The organism is Rhizobium sp. NPDC090275, assembly GCF_044772225.1.
Taxonomy (GTDB): domain Bacteria; phylum Pseudomonadota; class Alphaproteobacteria; order Rhizobiales; family Rhizobiaceae; genus Rhizobium.
Genome location: NZ_JBIVYL010000003.1, coordinates 335,646 through 351,378, shown reverse-complemented (window position 1 = coordinate 351,378; position 15,733 = coordinate 335,646). Strand labels below are relative to the sequence as shown.

At 61.5% G+C, this 15,733-nt stretch carries 16 protein-coding genes; 5 read left to right on the top strand and 11 right to left on the bottom strand.

Annotated elements, in window-relative coordinates; translation table 11 throughout:
* Positions 1–73: 73 nt before the first annotated feature.
* The 7 genes from purD to ACIQUB_RS09645 all read right to left on the bottom strand — a co-directional run bounded on the left by purD (position 74) and on the right by ACIQUB_RS09645 (position 8,221).
* The gene (gene purD / locus ACIQUB_RS09675) at positions 74–1,345 is read right to left on the bottom strand and encodes a phosphoribosylamine--glycine ligase (RefSeq protein WP_113235418.1); all 1,272 of its coding nucleotides are present in this window, start codon (positions 1,343–1,345) and stop codon (positions 74–76) included.
* A gap of 131 nt (positions 1,346–1,476) precedes the next feature.
* Positions 1,477–2,391, bottom strand: a complete 915-nt coding sequence (locus tag ACIQUB_RS09670; protein WP_402929339.1) for a hypothetical protein — start codon at positions 2,389–2,391, stop codon at positions 1,477–1,479.
* Between the two features lie 313 nt (positions 2,392–2,704).
* Positions 2,705–4,660 (bottom strand): DUF2207 domain-containing protein, encoded by a 1,956-nt coding sequence (locus tag ACIQUB_RS09665; RefSeq protein WP_402929337.1) that lies wholly within the window; start codon positions 4,658–4,660, stop codon positions 2,705–2,707.
* A 68-nt stretch (positions 4,661–4,728) separates the two neighbouring features.
* A complete protein-coding gene (locus ACIQUB_RS09660; protein WP_113238596.1) occupies positions 4,729–5,985 on the bottom strand; it encodes a 3-phosphoshikimate 1-carboxyvinyltransferase in 1,257 nt (418 codons plus the stop codon).
* A gap of 112 nt (positions 5,986–6,097) precedes the next feature.
* Positions 6,098–6,649 (bottom strand): LemA family protein, encoded by a 552-nt coding sequence (locus ACIQUB_RS09655; protein ID WP_111561839.1) that lies wholly within the window; start codon positions 6,647–6,649, stop codon positions 6,098–6,100.
* A 312-nt stretch (positions 6,650–6,961) separates the two neighbouring features.
* Positions 6,962–7,924: a glycine--tRNA ligase subunit alpha gene (locus ACIQUB_RS09650; protein WP_026283030.1), complete on the bottom strand. Its 963-nt coding sequence runs from the start codon at positions 7,922–7,924 to the stop codon at positions 6,962–6,964.
* A 60-nt stretch (positions 7,925–7,984) separates the two neighbouring features.
* Positions 7,985–8,221, bottom strand: a complete 237-nt coding sequence (locus ACIQUB_RS09645; protein ID WP_113238571.1) for an AbrB family transcriptional regulator — start codon at positions 8,219–8,221, stop codon at positions 7,985–7,987.
* A gap of 147 nt (positions 8,222–8,368) precedes the next feature.
* Here ACIQUB_RS09645 and ACIQUB_RS09640 point away from each other — a divergent pair, with 147 nt between their 5' ends.
* Complete coding sequence (locus ACIQUB_RS09640) at positions 8,369–8,710, top strand: hypothetical protein (RefSeq protein WP_402929334.1); 342 nt, start codon at positions 8,369–8,371, stop codon at positions 8,708–8,710.
* Positions 8,652–8,966 (top strand): type II toxin-antitoxin system RelE/ParE family toxin, encoded by a 315-nt coding sequence (locus ACIQUB_RS09635; RefSeq protein WP_113238572.1) that lies wholly within the window; start codon positions 8,652–8,654, stop codon positions 8,964–8,966. Before ACIQUB_RS09640 ends, ACIQUB_RS09635 begins: the two co-directional genes overlap by 59 nt.
* 15 nt (positions 8,967–8,981) lie before the next feature.
* Here ACIQUB_RS09635 and ACIQUB_RS09630 read toward each other — a convergent pair whose 3' ends face one another.
* Both ACIQUB_RS09630 and ACIQUB_RS09625 read right to left on the bottom strand, forming a co-directional pair.
* Complete coding sequence (locus ACIQUB_RS09630) at positions 8,982–9,173, bottom strand: hypothetical protein (RefSeq protein ID WP_113010089.1); 192 nt, start codon at positions 9,171–9,173, stop codon at positions 8,982–8,984.
* Positions 9,174–9,249: 76 nt separating this feature from the next.
* Positions 9,250–10,107, bottom strand: coding sequence for a S49 family peptidase (locus ACIQUB_RS09625; protein WP_113238573.1), 858 nt, complete (start codon positions 10,105–10,107; stop codon positions 9,250–9,252).
* A gap of 173 nt (positions 10,108–10,280) precedes the next feature.
* Here ACIQUB_RS09625 and ACIQUB_RS09620 point away from each other — a divergent pair, with 173 nt between their 5' ends.
* Positions 10,281–11,621: an Nramp family divalent metal transporter gene (locus tag ACIQUB_RS09620; RefSeq protein ID WP_113238574.1), complete on the top strand. Its 1,341-nt coding sequence runs from the start codon at positions 10,281–10,283 to the stop codon at positions 11,619–11,621.
* Here ACIQUB_RS09620 and ACIQUB_RS09615 read toward each other — a convergent pair.
* Both ACIQUB_RS09615 and ACIQUB_RS09610 read right to left on the bottom strand, forming a co-directional pair.
* Positions 11,618–12,403, bottom strand: coding sequence for a methyltransferase (locus ACIQUB_RS09615; protein WP_113238597.1), 786 nt, complete (start codon positions 12,401–12,403; stop codon positions 11,618–11,620). The genes ACIQUB_RS09620 and ACIQUB_RS09615 overlap by 4 nt on opposite strands.
* An 8-nt stretch (positions 12,404–12,411) precedes the next feature.
* On the bottom strand, positions 12,412–12,639 hold the full coding sequence (locus ACIQUB_RS09610) for a DUF2007 domain-containing protein (protein ID WP_018898628.1): 228 nt from the start codon (positions 12,637–12,639) through the stop codon (positions 12,412–12,414).
* Positions 12,640–12,748: 109 nt separating this feature from the next.
* Between ACIQUB_RS09610 and ACIQUB_RS09605 the strand changes: the two genes are divergently transcribed.
* Together ACIQUB_RS09605 and ACIQUB_RS09600 are read left to right on the top strand one after the other, a co-directional pair.
* Positions 12,749–13,765, top strand: coding sequence for a polyprenyl synthetase family protein (locus tag ACIQUB_RS09605; RefSeq protein WP_018898627.1), 1,017 nt, complete (start codon positions 12,749–12,751; stop codon positions 13,763–13,765).
* A gap of 129 nt (positions 13,766–13,894) precedes the next feature.
* Positions 13,895–15,727, top strand: a complete 1,833-nt coding sequence (locus ACIQUB_RS09600; RefSeq protein ID WP_113238575.1) for a tetratricopeptide repeat protein — start codon at positions 13,895–13,897, stop codon at positions 15,725–15,727.
* Positions 15,728–15,733 lie beyond the last annotated feature (6 nt).

Genomic DNA, 15,733 nt, shown 5'->3' with positions numbered 1-15,733 from the left:
AACGCGGCTTTATTTCCATCCCGTCAGGGGAAAGGGTAAAAATTTAGAGAACTGATCCGATTTCGATATCGGATCACGCTCTTTCGCGCTTGATCGCCTGCCAGCCGATGTCGCGGCGGCAGAAACCGTTGTCCCACTCCACCTTGTCCAGCAGCGCATAGGCGCGGGCCTGAGCCTCGCCGACGGTCTTTCCAGATGCGGTGACGTTCAGAACGCGGCCGCCGGTGGCGACCAGCGCGCCATCCTTCAGCGCTGTGCCGGCATGAAACACCTTCGCGCCCTCGCCCGCTCCGGGGATGGATTTGATCGGCGTGTTCTTGTCGTAGCTGCCGGGATAGCCCTTGGAGGCCATGACGACGGTCAGTGCCGGATCGTCGCTCCATTCGGCGGTCACCTTGTCCAGCGTGCCGGTGGCGGTCGCGTAAAGGATCGGCAGGAGGTCGCTCTTCAGGCGCATCATCAGCACCTGGCATTCCGGATCGCCGAAGCGGACGTTGTATTCGATCAGCTCTGGACCCTTCTTGGTGATCATCAGGCCAGCGAAGAAGACGCCGGAGAAGGGATAGCCGCTCTCGGCCATGCCGCGCATGGTGGGCTCGATGATCTCCTTCATCGTGCGCTCGACCATCTCAGGCGTCATGACGGGAGCCGGAGAATAGGCGCCCATGCCGCCGGTGTTCGGGCCGGTATCGCCCTCGCCCACCCGCTTGTGATCCTGGGCGGTTGCGAGCGCCAGCGCGTGCTTGCCATCGCTCAAGCAGAAGAAGCTTGCCTCTTCGCCATCGAGATAGGCCTCGACCACGACTTCGGCACCGGCGGCGCCGAACGCGCCTTCGAAGCAATCGTCGACGGCGGCAAGCGCTTCATCGACGGTCATGGCGACAGTCACGCCCTTGCCTGCGGCAAGACCATCGGCCTTGACGACGATCGGGGCGCCTTGCTCGCGGATATAGGCCTTGGCCTTGGGGGCGTTGTTGAAACGCTGATAGGCGCCGGTCGGGATATCGTAGCGGGCGCAGATATCCTTGGTGAAACCCTTGGAACCCTCGAGCTGGGCTGCGGCGGCAGACGGACCGAAGACGGCGAAGCCTTCGGCGCGCAAGCGATCGGCAACGCCTGCAACCAGCGGCGCTTCTGGGCCGACGACGACGAAATCGATCGCGTTGTCCTTGCAGAAGGATACGACGGCGTCGTTATCCTCGGTGTTGAAGGGGACGAGGGTCGCGTGCTCGGCGATCCCTGGATTGCCGGGGGCGGCGTAGAGCTTGGTGAGTTCGGGCGATTGCGCCAGCTTCCAGGCCAATGCGTGCTCGCGTCCGCCCGATCCGATCAACAGAACCTTCATGCCCGTCCCTTTCCAGTGTGTGAGTGGCGGTTAAGGGGCTGGAGCGGAAAGGTCAAGCGGGAATGCTCGGCCAGAACGGGGTGTCATGATTCTTGGCGATAGGATCGCCATTCGCCCATTCTTCGTCGTCGTTAGATTAATGTGGGCGGGTCTTGGTGCTTAATTACTTCCAAGACTTTGACTATTTCTTCAGTCTGCTCGCTCAAATTGCCTTTCTCATCGTATTTCGCGGTATGCTTGACACGAACTCGTAAAGCATCATGAGGGCTGAGCGGATGGTTTCCCTTATGGAATTCATCGAGCCACTCCTTGTCTGAGATCGGTGCGCTAAAAGCACGCTTCCCGTGCTTAAATTGCCATTGGCTTTTTCCCAACAAGTCGGGTTTCCGGATCACTAGAACCATGTCGACGATGTTTGAAAGCTCGCGATCAGCGTCGACGTCCTGCAGATGTTCTGAAGGTAGCCATGTGCGCTCAAGATTGACCTTATAGTCCGTACTATCGAGCGTGATCGTGAGAGCCTCGCCCTCCTTGAATTTCGCCTTGGTACGTTGAACCTCATCAAGGCTTTGAGCCAACCGAGACGGATTTAGCGAAGGGTAATCTGGGAGGTGCCGGACATCTGTCTTAGACGCTAACTCGCGGATATGTTCCGTTAGGTCCTCAATACCGGCCGGCTGGCCATCTGCGACATCCTTATCCAGCCACTTGAGCGCAACGTACTTGGCTTTTACGAGGTACTGACCAACGAGAGGCTTCCAATCGAGCGTCTTTAGCGCATCGTCGTCCGCCTGTTTGAGAACGTTTCTCAGGAAGATCTTGAGGCTTGACTTCTGGACGTCTTCGAGAACCAGGCTTGTTGCCATGGAAGAGTCAACAGATGTGATTAGAACACTATCGAGATCTTCGAAAGCTCGAATGAGCTCAGCGGCGATCTCGAACACTCGCGCCGAAGAACCATCTTCTATAAAGTCTATCTTAATCTCGATATCGCTGTCAGGCTCCACGAAACCGTCTCCCACAAGAAAATGAATTCCATTGGACATGGGGAGACACCTAACGCGAAATTGCAAACATTCAGCTAACTTTCAATGCATGGTTGCCACTCAACCCACGACTAAACAGCAGCGGAATGTTCTCATAATGTTCTCTCAAGTGACTCTATGTCAAGCCCCAGGGCTCAGGCCTTGATGATCGACAAAAAGCTAGCTGTTGTCGTGTGAGCTGTCTTCTATCCTACTTGGTGCCGAGATGGGCTGAAAACCTTCCAGGAAAGTGGATTAGTAGCAGGAGCGAGTGGCCAGCCAATTGTTATCTTTACGCATATTGCACGCAAGCGCGCCTGATTGTGCAACAATCCTACCAGCCGCCGCCGCCGCCACCGCCGCCACCGCCGCCAGAGAAACCACCACCGCCGCCGCCCGACGAGAAGCCACCGCTGCCGCCGGAAAAGCCCGACGAGGTCGAGGTCACGGGCGCGGGGAGCGTCGAGGCGATGGTGGAGGCCATCGAGGAGGAGAAGCCGCCGATGCTGTCGCCGAAACTGCCGGAATGGGTCGGATACCACGTGGGCGAATAGGCGACTGCCGCCGCTCCCGCCGCCGCAGCTGTGGCGAGCCAAGTCTGGAAGGCATCGCTCCAGGGTTTTTCGACACCGAGCGCTACGGCATAGGGCAGCAGCGTTTCGAAATGCTGCGGCGACATGGCAGGGGCGCCCGCCATGTTCATGCGGTCCTTTTCGGCAACCGTCAGGTAGCGGCGCAGGCCATCGATATGGTCCATCAGCCGGCTGCCGAGCGGCGTCGGCGCGCCCATCAGGAAGAAGAACACCACATTGATCATGACGATACCGCCGACGGCGACGATGACGGGCCAGTGGTCGGCTGCTGTCAACTGTTCCACGGCGGCAGTGACGATGCCGGCGAGGATGGACAGCAGCGTGAAGCCGAAGAAGCCGCCGATGATGACGCCGCCGATCTTGCTGCGCAGCGACGCCCCCTTGCGGAAACTGAGACCGAGGCGCGACGACAGGATGCCTAGGAACACCGCCGAGAAAACCGTGGCGGCGATGAAGCCGCCGAGGTCGGCATCGATTTCGCCGAAGGCCAGAACCGCGATGATGAAGATGACGCTGAGGACGATGCCGCCGACCGTGTAGAGCGCGTTCGAGTGGTAATACTTGCCGCGATGTTCGCTCTCGATGGCCTGGCGGAACTTCTGGCCGGCGTCGCGCACCTTTTCGCCATTCGACTTGCTGATTGCGAAGCTCTGGCCGGAGCGGCCGACGAGGGAGAGGAAGGCGGCCTGCCCTGAAGGCAGGGCTTTCGGCAGCGGCTTGCCGGTTCGGGTGACAGTGATGCTGGAGCCGATATCGTCGAAGGTGACGTACCCCTTGACGGCGAGGTCGAGCGCATTGGCCGAGAATGCCGGCCAGCCGGCGCCGTTGAAGCCTTTGTTGTCGATATAATTGACCAGCGCCGGCGACAGACCCTCGGGTGGGTCCCAGCGCGGCACGACGACACCACGGGCCGGATCGCGGCCGACCCTCATCCAGAAGAACACGTAATAGAGCGCGACGAGGAGAAGGCCGGCGACGGCGATGACATCGGCCATGTGGTCGCGCAGCCACCAGGCGCGAAGCTGAGCCGCCGATGGCGGGTCGATGACGCCCTTCGGCACGCCGGCAACGACGGTCAGCCCTTCGTTCTGCCCGAGCATGCGGGTCGTGGCGAAGATCGCCTGATTGCCCTCGATGCGCGACGTGGCATTCGTGGCGCGCGAGCCGAACGGGCCGGTATAGGCGGCAAGCCTCGTCACCTCGCCCGATGGCATGGTGATGCGCGCCGAGGCCTGCTCGATGGCGAACTGCCATCCGGTGCCGGTTACATTCCAGTAGACCTCGTCATGGTCAGGGAAGTAGCGGATCATGCGGTCGGCCTTGTAGGTCAGGACATAGGTGTGCTCGCCCTCAGGCACGATGGTATCGCTGGAGCCGGCATAGATGCGGATGCCGCCATCGATGCTTTCGGTCTTGTAGGGCTCGGGCTTCCCATCGCGGGTGACGGAGAGGAGATCGAAGCCGACGCGGATGGTGCGCCCCTCGCCATCCAGCATGGTGAGCGGGAAATCGCGGAAGATGCCGCGCTTGACCTTGAACCCCTCGGCGACGATCGAGATCGTCTCGGTCACGGTGAAGTCGCCGTCCTTGGCGACCTCGACTTCCGAATGATAGGAGGTGATGCGCTCGTTTGCGGCGGCAAGAGATGCCGTCAGCAGAAGTATCAGAGCGGCAACGAGACCGGACAACCAACGCATCAAGACGTTCTCCCCTTGTCTTTTCAGAATTGTCTTTTTCGGATTGCCCGGCGAGATCGGCTGCCGGCTTACTCGTCCTTTATCGCGACGCCGAGCGAGGACAGCACCTTCCAGTAGTCCGGGAAGGTCTTGCCGACGCAATCCGGGTCCAGAATGGTGATGCCGTCGATCTTGAGGCCGGCGAGCGCGAAGCTCATGGCGATGCGGTGATCGGCGAAGGTGTCGATATCGGCCGGCAGATGCTGGCCAGCCAAAGCCGGGTCGGAGGAGACGATCAGGTCGTCACCATCCTCGGTCGCAAGGCCTGCGCGGATGTTGTTGAGGCCGGTCGAGACCGCGTGGATGCGGTCGCATTCCTTGACGCGCAGATTGGCGATGCCGACGAAGCGCACCGGCGTTTCGTTGAAGGCGGCCAGCACGGCGATGGTCGGCACCGCATCCTGCATCTGCGAGCCGTCGATTTCGGCGGGCAGATGCGGGAATTGCCTGATGACGTCGTAAGCTTTCGCGTCCGGCTGAGTGAAATCCTCATTGGCGACGCCGAGGTCGATCGCGCCCTTGGTCAGAACTTCGGCGGCCCAGAGATAGGTGGCGGCGGAGGCGTCCGGCTCGATGACGAAATCGGTGGCGGTGTAGCCGGTCGGCTCGATCACCCAAGAGGATGGCGTCGGCTGGCTGACCTTGGCGCCGAAGGCGCGCATGACGGCGAGCGTCAGGTCGATATAGCCGCGCGCACCGATATCGGCACCGGCAAGCTCGATGGTGAACGGCTCTGAGCCACAGGCGGCCGCCATCTGCAAAGCGGAGACATACTGGCTGGAGAGACCGGCATCGATGACGACCTTGTTGTTCGCAAAACGGCCGTTGGCATCGATCGTCACCGGCGGGCAGCCGGTGGGCGCTTCGATCGCCACGCCGAGCGACTTCAGGGCATCGACCAGCGGCTTGATCGGGCGCTTGCGCATATGCTCGTCGCCATCGACGACATAGCGGCCATTGCCCAGCGCCAATGCTGCCGTCAGGAAGCGGGTGGCGGTGCCGGCATTGCCGAGGAAGAGCGGGGCTGCGGGCGCCTTGAGCTCGCCGGAGCTGGTGACGACGAAGGTCGTCGCGTCGGGCTCGTCCACCGTCACGCCCATGGCGCGCAGGGCTTCGGCCATATAGCGCGTGTCGTCGCTCTTCAGCGCGCCAGTCAGACGGCTGGTGCCCTTGGCGAGACCGGCCAGGAGCAGCGCGCGGTTGGTGATCGACTTCGAGCCGGGAGGCACGGCACGGCCGGACAGCGGCTTGGCCGCCGGGATGATGGTGAGCTTGTCTTTACTCATGGGCTTGTCTTCACTCATTACGTCTTATCCGCTGGCCCTATCCGGCCGCGATCTTGCCCTGCTCATAGCAGCTTTTCAGCAAAGGCAAATGGCTGTTATCAGAACTTCGGGATCAGAACTTTACGCTAGGCACGGCGCGATCGGCCTCGTTGGTGATCTCGAAATACTCGCGCTTGGTGAAACCGAACTGGTTGGCGACGAGGTTCGAGGGGAAGCTTTCGACCTTGACGTTGAGATCGCGGGCGGAGCCGTTGTAATAGCGGCGGGCCATCTGGATCTCGCTTTCCATGGTTTCGAGCGAGGTCTGCAGCTCACGGAAATTCTCGTTGGCCTTCAGATCCGGATAGGCTTCGGCGAGCGCCATGACGCGGCCGAGCGCAGCACCAAGCAGACCTTCCGCCTGCGCACGGCCGGCGACATCGCCTGCTGGGACCGTCTGCGCCTGGTTGCGGAGCTTGACGACCTCTTCGAGCGTCGTCTTTTCGTGGGTGGCGTAGCCCTTCACCGTTTCGATCAGGTTGGGGATCAGATCGGCGCGGCGCTTCAGCTGCACATCGATACCGGACCAGGCCTCTTCGGCCATCTGCCGGGCGCGCACGAGGCCGTTGTAGACAAAGACCGCATAAAGCGCGATCAGGACGATGAGGCCAAGAATAATATACATCGCGAATCCCCCGTTACGACGCAAGGTCGGCCGGGAGACTATGCGGCTTGGCGCCGCTTGTCATCTCCCGCCGCTGTAGTTTGGCGCATCCCAAGATCTCGCGATACCGCGGCCGCCGCATAAGGCCTATCTTGACCATGGATCGGCCGACGGCGGCGGGATCCGAACCATGTCACGAGGATCAATCAGCCATGAGCGCAGTTATCTTCCTGCTCAACATGCTTGCCATCTCATCGTTCTTCATGCTGAAGGGCGCGCCGCGTCCGGCAGCGCGCACCGTTGAGGTGAAGGCCAACAGGCGTCGCTGACCGCTTAGGCAGCCTTGCTGGCGAGATTGACGCCACCGGCGTCGGTCAGAAGGAAGGCTTCGCCGCAGGCCTTGGCGAGCGTGCGCACGCGCAGGATATAGCTCTGACGCTCGGTGACCGAGATCACGCCGCGCGCGTCCAAGAGATTGAAGACGTGGCTGGCCTTGATGCACTGGTCGTAGGCCGGGAAGACGCACTTGTGCAGCTTCTGGTTATCGCTGTCTCCAGGGGCGCCAGCGGCGAGCAGCGCCTGGCATTCCTTCTCGGCATCGATGAAATGGCGATGCAGCATCTCGGTGTTGGCGAATTCGAAGTTGTGACGAGAATATTCCTGCTCTGCCTGCAGGAAGACATCGCCATAGCTAATCTTCTCGTCGCCTTCGCGGCCGTTGAAGTTCAGGTCGTAGACGTTGTCGACGCCCTGGACATACATGGCGAGGCGCTCGAGGCCGTAGGTCAATTCGCCCGCAACAGGCGAGCATTCGAGGCCGCAGACCTGCTGGAAATAGGTGAACTGCGAGACTTCCATACCATCGCACCAGCACTCCCAGCCGAGGCCCCAGGCGCCGAGCGTCGGGCTTTCCCAATCGTCCTCGACGAAGCGGACATCGTGCAGAAGCGGATCAAGGCCGATGGCGGCGAGCGAGCCGAGATAGAGCTCCTGCAGGTTCGGCGGGTTCGGCTTCAGGATGACCTGGTACTGATAATAATGCTGCAGACGGTTCGGGTTTTCGCCGTAGCGACCGTCTGACGGGCGGCGCGAAGGCTGCACGTAGGCAGCCTTCCAGGGCTTGGGGCCGAGCGCGCGCAGCGTGGTCGCCGGATGAAACGTGCCGGCGCCGACTTCCATGTCGTAAGGCTGCAGCACCGCGCAACCCTTGTCCGCCCAGTAGCTGTGCAGCGTCAGGATCAGCGCCTGAAACGAGCGCTTCGGGTTCATGTGGTCGGGGATGCTGGGTGCAGACATGAGGTTAGTCGCCATTCAATTGGTTCGGTGGGCGACAGGTGCCACGAGCGGCGATGGGGGTCAAGGGTTTCGGCTGTTCGCGCCGTCTCGGTCGAACACCCAATCCGGCGGCAGTTGCAGCTTGAATGCCTTGATCCGTTCAAACGCCTTCGACCGGGCATCTGCTGTGGCGACGTCAATATTGCGATTAGTGCCCAGGCGAACCGCGACGTCGCCACCTTCCTTCAACCCGAGTTCATCCACAATTGCCTGTGGGATGCAGACTCCGAGACCGTCTTCGAATTTGACAATCCGCATGGCGCGCTCCGACGTGAACCTCTCGCACCGTATCACACAGCAACGGAAGCGCCAAAGTAAGCTGTCCGGCCTCTTCCCCACAGTTTGCAGGGAGGACAAGCGGTGTCGGTTGCCTTATAGTGGAGTAGATTTTGCCTTGGAGACGATATGACCGTCAAAAACATGGTGACGCTGTCTGATGAAGATCTTCGTTATGCGGAAGAACTCGTTGAGGACGGGCGGTTTCCGAGCGTGTCCGACGTAGTCAAAGCCGGGATTACGCGGATGCGGATGCTTGAACAGGCTTCAAACGATCCGCTGGCCGGTATGGCAGACGAGATTCGGCGGCGCGCGGAATTGCCCGAGGATCAGCGAATTCCTTGGGATGGTAAGGCGATGGCAGAGAGACTGAACGAAAGGCTGGCTCGAAAATTCAAGAAAGAAGCGCCGGATGCCGTACACGATCACGCAGCATCCGCTCGTCGAAGCCGATCTGTATCAGATCGCTGAACTTATTTCGGACTTCGCCGGGCTGCGGATCGGCCAAAGCAAAGTGAACGAAATAACAGCGTTCATCGACCGCTTAACCGACTTTCCTCACATCGGCACCATCCGAAGCGACCTTTATCCCGGGCTGCGCGCCATTCCGGCCTCGGAAAAGGCAGTCGTCTGCTTCACCGTCGACGACGAAGCACAATCCGTCTTCGTTCTCTGCATCAGCTATAGCCGAGCGGATTGGCAGGCGCGGGTTCGGGAGCGCAGCTAAGCAAAGCCCTCCCCCTCAATCCTCATCCTTCTTCAGATGATACTCGCCCGTTACCGGGTCCTTCACCAGCGTGCCGATCGCTCCGGTCTGCTGTTCCCTCTGGGCGCGGCGGGATTTTTCCTGCAGGCGCTTGGCTTCGGCCACGAAGCGGCGGTAGAGGAGCCAGGCGCCCAGGACGAGCACACCCATGATCAAAAGCTGCGGCATGTCGTCTGTCTTCACCCCTCGTTATTTTAACGCAATTGCCGCCGCACAGCCGCGCTGTGCTTTTGCCGCAATTGCGTCAGAGCCCGTATCGGCTCCACAATGCCTTGTCTTCGGCGGTCTCGACAAGACCGGCCGCGAAGCCGGAGGCGGCTCCTTCGAGCGATGATGATATGCCGGGAATGCGGCGTCCGAAAAGCCCCCTTGCAGGGGTTACGAGTTCGAGCTTGGTTTTCGAGCCGTAGCGCTTCTTCAGTTCCTGGCGCATGTCGCCGAGACCGTCGATAAGGCCGAGCTCCAGGCCGCGCGTACCGGTCCAGAAAAGGCCGGAAAAGACCGTCGCGTCATCCTTCAGCTTGCCGGCGCGGCGCTCGCGCACCATGGCGATGAAGACCTGGTGGATCTCCAGCTGCAGGGTTTTCAGATATTCGATGTCCTTTTCCTTCTCCGGCTGGAAGGGGTCGAGGATCACCTTGTTCTCACCAGCGGTGTAAACGCGGCGCTCGACGCCGATCTTCTTCAGAAGCTCGGGGAAGCCGAAGCCGCCGGATACGACGCCGATCGAGCCGACGATCGAGGTCGGGTCGGCGATGATCTCGTCGCCGGCCAGCGCGATCATGTAGCCGCCGGATGCCGCCACGTCCTCGACGAAGACGATGACCTTTTTCTGCTTTTCGCGCGCCAGCTCGCGGATGCGCGTGAAGATCAGCCGAGACTGAACCGGCGAGCCGCCGGGCGAATTGATGGAGATGGCGACGGCGGGCGCGTCCTTGAAGCTGAAGGCCTTTTCCAGCACCTGCGCGGTCGAGGCAAGGTTCAGCGCCGGGCGGAACTGGCTGCCGCCGGTCATGATCGCCCCCTGGAGCCTGACGACCGGGATCACGATGCCCTCCTTGCGGAAGCGCTTCGGCATCAGCTTTCTCAAAAATCCGGCCATTCCCATTCCTTCGTGCGAACTCGGTGAAACGTCACCTCCATGTATGCGTCGCAACGGCAAACGCAATGGCTGAGCCGCAAATGATCCGCCTCAGTATTTTCTTGTTGCGAATGACTTGCATTATCATTCTAATCAGCCATATTGCTTTTATTGATAGAACAGGCGGATGCTGCATGGACATTATGACACCCAAGGCCAAGACGGGCTGGCGCCACGAGCGCGAGGAGGCGTCGATGGCCGATGTCCACCGTTCGATCGGAACGCAGAAGCACGCCTCGCGCTGGCGCAGGGCGCTTGCCTTCGTCGGCCCTGGGTATCTGGTGGCTGTCGGCTACATGGACCCCGGCAACTGGTCGACATCGCTCGCAGGCGGCTCGAAGTTCGGCTATACGCTGCTCACGGTGGCGCTCTTGTCCAACCTGATGGCGATCGTGCTGCAATCGCTTTGCGCGCGCCTTGCCATCGGCTCCGGCCGCGATCTGGCGCAGGCCTGCCGCGATGCCTTCCCGCGCTGGGTATCGATCCCGCTCTGGCTGTTCGCCGAAATCGCGATCATCGCCACTGATATCGCCGAGGTGATCGGCACGGCGATCGGCCTCAACCTGTTGTTCGGCATTCCCTTGGAACTCGGCGTCCTCATCACCGCGCTCGACGTCTTCCTCATCCTCTATCTGCAGAAGATCGGCTTCCGCTTCGTCGAGGCCTTCGTGATCGCGCTGCTCGGGATCATCACCGTCTGCTTTGGCGTACAGATCTTCATGGCCGACCCGCAGTGGGGTGAGGTGATCCGCGGCTTCTTCCCGACCACGGAGATCGTCTCCAATCCGGAGATGCTCTATCTGGCCCTCGGCATTCTCGGCGCCACGGTCATGCCCCATAATCTCTACCTGCATTCGGGCATCGTCCAGACCCGCGACTACGGCCACAGCGTGCCGGAAAAGCGCGAGGCGTTGACCTATGCGACGATCGATTCCACCGTGGCGCTCTGCTTCGCGCTTCTGATCAATGCCTCGATCCTGATCCTCGCCGCCGCGGCCTTCCATGCCAATGGGCGCACTGATGTCGCCGAACTCGGCGAAGCCTCCTCGCTCTTGGCGCCGCTGCTCGGGCTTGCGCTGGCGCCGACGCTCTTCGGCATCGCGCTTCTGTGCTGCGGCCTGAACTCGACGGTGACGGCGACCATGGCCGGGCAGATCATCATGGAAGGGTTCCTGAAGATCAGGCTGCAGCCCTGGATCCGGCGACTGATCACCCGCGCGATCGCCATCGTGCCGGCCGGTTTCGTGACCATCTGGTATGGTGACGCGGGCACCGCCGAGCTCTTGATCCTCACACAGGTCGTGCTCAGCCTGCAGCTCTCCTTCGCGGTCTTCCCGCTGGTGATGTTCACCGCCAACAAGGCGAAGATGGGCGACCTCGTGGCACCACGCTGGCTGTCCGCCATCGCCTACACGATCGCCATCATTATCGCCGGTCTGAACATCAAGCTGCTGTTCGACTTCGTGATCGGCTAACGCCTGGAGTAAGCCGCGCGGCCGTTGTTGAGGTCGTCGACGAAGGGGGAGAACTTGTGGCTCCCCTCCTGATGCATGATCAGCGGCGCGCGCAGCGACAGACGGGCGCGCGAGCCCTTGATCGCGGTCACCAGGATACGCACGGCGTTTTCGCCCTCGCGTGGATGGATGGCCGTGATCTCGATGCCGCCGAAGCGACGGCCGCAGGCATCGATGATCTCGGCGATCGATTCCGGGCGGGCGATCAGCGACAGCTGGCCGCCGGGGATCATGATGGCACCGGCGGTGCGCAGCCAGCTTTCGAACAGGTCCTCCGTCATCGCATGCGCCTCGGCTTTCAGCGCATCCGGCGTCTTGCGGTCGCCGGGATCGTTGAAGGGCGGGTTGAGGATGACGTGGTGGAAGCTCTCGTCGATGAGGCCAGCATCGTTGCGCGCCTTGGCCTTCAGCGTCACATCCGCCTCGATGACGGTGACGCGGCCCAGCATGTGGGTGTTTTCAGCAAGATCCAGGCTGCGGCGGGCGTAATCGGCCATCTCGGCGGAGCGCTCGAAGAGCACGACCTCGGCCTTCCGCAGCCGCGAGGCGACGGCGAGGCCGGCCGCACCTGCGCCGGCGCCGAGATCGGCGACCGTCACCGCTCTCTCATCATCCACCAATGCGGCAAGCAGCATGGCGTCCATGCCCGAGCGATGCCCCCTGCCCCTCGGCTGGAGAATATGAAAGGCGCCGCGGTGGAAGGCGTCTATGGTCTCGGTTACTGGCTGAGGCTCGCTGGTCACGGCTTCGCTCACTTCTGCTCGCGCAATTCGTCGCCAAGACCGGCGTCGATGAGGATGCGGCGAGCGCGGTCGGCCTGGTCGTCCTCGACCAGCAGGCGGCGCGGCAGCATGCCGAGCGAGCCTTCCAATATGCTCATGCCCTGATCGGCGATGAAGCAATGGATGCCGGCATCCTTCATCAGGCTTTCAGCGAAGGAGAGCAGCACGGGATCGTTGGCGCGGATAAGTTCATGCATTTACCGTGAAATCCCTTTCAATTTTCCGCGACGTGGCAATTTCGCCTCTTGCCGCTCAAGCCGCCCCTTTCTATTGTCAAATCCAATGAGTGAACAGGAGTCCGGGTCGTTGGGCGTGGTCATACCGCTTGAAGAAAGCAAAAACAAACTGGCATCCGTCAAGCCTTTGGTGGATCTAACCAAGGCGGACATGGAGCGGGTCAACCAGTTGATCCTTTCGAAGGCCGGTTCAGACGTGCAGATGATCCCCGAAGTGGCGAACCATCTGATCTCGTCCGGCGGCAAGCGCCTGCGCCCGATGCTGACGCTCGCCTCCTCCGCGCTCTATGGCTACCAGGGCGAAAACCACATCAAGCTCGCGACCGCGGTCGAGTTCATGCACACGGCAACGCTTCTGCACGACGATGTCGTGGATGAAAGCGACCTGCGCCGTGGCAAGTCCACCGCCCGCATGATCTGGGGCAACCAGGCAAGCGTGCTGGTCGGCGACTTCCTGCTCGGCCAGGCCTTCCGCATGATGGTCGATGTCGGCTCGCTCGATGCGCTCGACGTTCTCTCGTCGGCCGCCTGTGTGATCGCGGAAGGCGAAGTGCTGCAGCTTTCCGTCGCCAAGAACATGGAAACCACCGAGGACGACTACCTCTCGGTCATCCGCGCCAAGACGGCGGCGCTGTTTGCGGCCGCCGCCGAAGTCGGCCCGATCGTGGCGGATGCCGGCAAGGCCGGGCGCAACGCGATGAAGTCCTATGGTATGAACCTGGGCCTCGCCTTCCAGCTGGTCGACGACGTGCTCGATTACGGCGGCAAGGCTGCCGATCTCGGCAAGAATGTCGGTGACGACTTCCGCGAAGGCAAGATCACGCTTCCCGTCATCCTCGCCTATCGGCGCGGCACTGAGGAAGAACGCGCCTTCTGGCGCAAGGCGATCGAGGGTGGCGAAAGCAACGATCAGAACCTCGAAAAGGCACTTGGTCTGATCACCAAGTACGGAACGCTGAACGATACCATTGGTCGGGCGGTCCATTATGGCACGATTGCACGCGATGCACTGGCGCCGCTTCCCGATACGGCATGGAAATCCGCACTGATGGAAGTCATCGACTTCTGCATCGAGCGCGTCAATTAACCGACGATCATTGGTCCAAGGCTGATTTTCTTGCGGGGTCGCTTCAAAAAAGCCATCCTGTCGTGAATCAGTCTTCTCAACTGATTTTGCAGTCGACGCTGGTGGGCTGTTCTCACGAAAGGTTTTCTAATGCGGCGGAAATTTGCCATACGTCTTCTTTCGAGCGCGTCGCTTGCGGCAGTTCTGTCGCTGAGCGTGCTCGGCGGCGCCAATGCCGAAGACGCGGCCAAGAAGGACGACGCCAGCGCGACCGTGATCTTCGATCCTGATAGCGTCAACACCTTCTCCGGCGCATTGCTTGCCGCCCGCACCGCCGATGTTGACCACGACTACGAAACGGCGATCGAGCTCTACAAGAAGGCATTGCAGATCGAGCCGGGCAATCCGGAAATCCGCCAGCGCCTGATGATCTCGCTGCTGCTCAATGGCGACATCAAGGACAGCGTGCGTTACGCCAACGAGCTGAAGAACGACCCGAGCATCGAGCGCCTCTCGACCATCGTACGCGGCGCCGACGCGATCCGCCGCGGCGAATACAAGACCGCCGAGAGCGCGCTGAAGACCACCGGCCCGACCGATCTCGACCGTGTCATGAACGACCTGATGGCCGCCTGGGCACGACTGGGCGCCGGCAAGGGCAAGGATGCGCTGTCGCAGGTCGAGAAGCTGAAGGGGCCGGAGTGGCTCGCCATCTTCCAGAACTACAATGCCGGCGCGATCGCCATCGTCAACGGCGACGTGCGCTCGGCGCGCAAGCACCTGAACGATGCCGTGCTCGACAAGGATGGCGCTGCCACCGCACCCGATACATTCATGCGCGCCATCATGGCGCTCGCTCGCCTGGAAGCGACGCAGGGCAACAAGCAGAAGGCGCTCGACACGGTTTCGGTCGGCGACAATCTGCTACCCAACTACGCGCCGCTCAACGCGCTGCGCCAGAGCATCACCAATGACGAAAAGCAGGTGCAGCAGATCACCACCGCCAAGCAGGGTGCGGCCGGCGTGCTGTTCTCCTTTGCCGGCGCGCTGAACCGCGACGGCGCCGAAGACATCGTCTCGCTCTACCTGCAGATCGCCCGCGCGCTCGATCCTGATAGCGCCGACGCGCTGGTCATGCTCGGCGGTATCGCCGAGAAGCAGAACCAGCTGGACCGCGCCATCGCGCTCTACAAAGAAGTGCCCGACAATTCGCCGATGAGCCGCATCTCCGAGCTGCAGCTCGGCCTGGCGCTCGCCGAAGGCGGCAAGGTCGACGAAGCCCGTGCGCATCTGCAGGGGCTGATCCAGTCGGACCCGAAGGATATTCGCAGCTACCTCGCCTATGGCAGCGTTCTTTCCGACGCCAAGGACTACAAGGCGATGGCCGAGAACTACGACAAGGCTGTCGATGTGATCGGGCCGCTGCCGGGCAAGAACACCTGGACTGTCTTCTTCCAGCGCGGCATCGCCTATGAGCGGCTGAAGCAGTGGGACAAGGCCGAGCCGAGCTTCCGCAAGGCGCTTGAGCTGAACCCGAACCAGCCGCAGGTGCTCAACTATCTCGGCTATTCCTGGATCGACATGAACCGGAACCTCGACGAGGGTCTGGAGATGATCAAGAAGGCCGTCGATCTGCGCCCCGACGATGGCTACATCATCGATTCGCTCGGCTGGGCCTATTTCCGCCTCGGCAAGTTCGACGACGCGACCGAGGAGCTGGAGCGCGCGGCACAGATCAAGGCCGGTGACGCGACGATCAATGACCATCTGGGCGATGCCTACTGGCGCGTCGGGCGCAAGCTCGAGGCCGTCTATCAGTGGAACCGGGCGCTGGGCTCGGAACCCGAGGCCGCCGAGATCCCGAAGATCAAGGACAAGATCGCCAACGGCCTGCCTGCGGTGACCGACGACGCCAAGACCGTCGACAAGAAGATGCCCGATCCGGCCCCTGTCGACCCGAAGCCGGCCGACAAGAAGACCTGATCATCC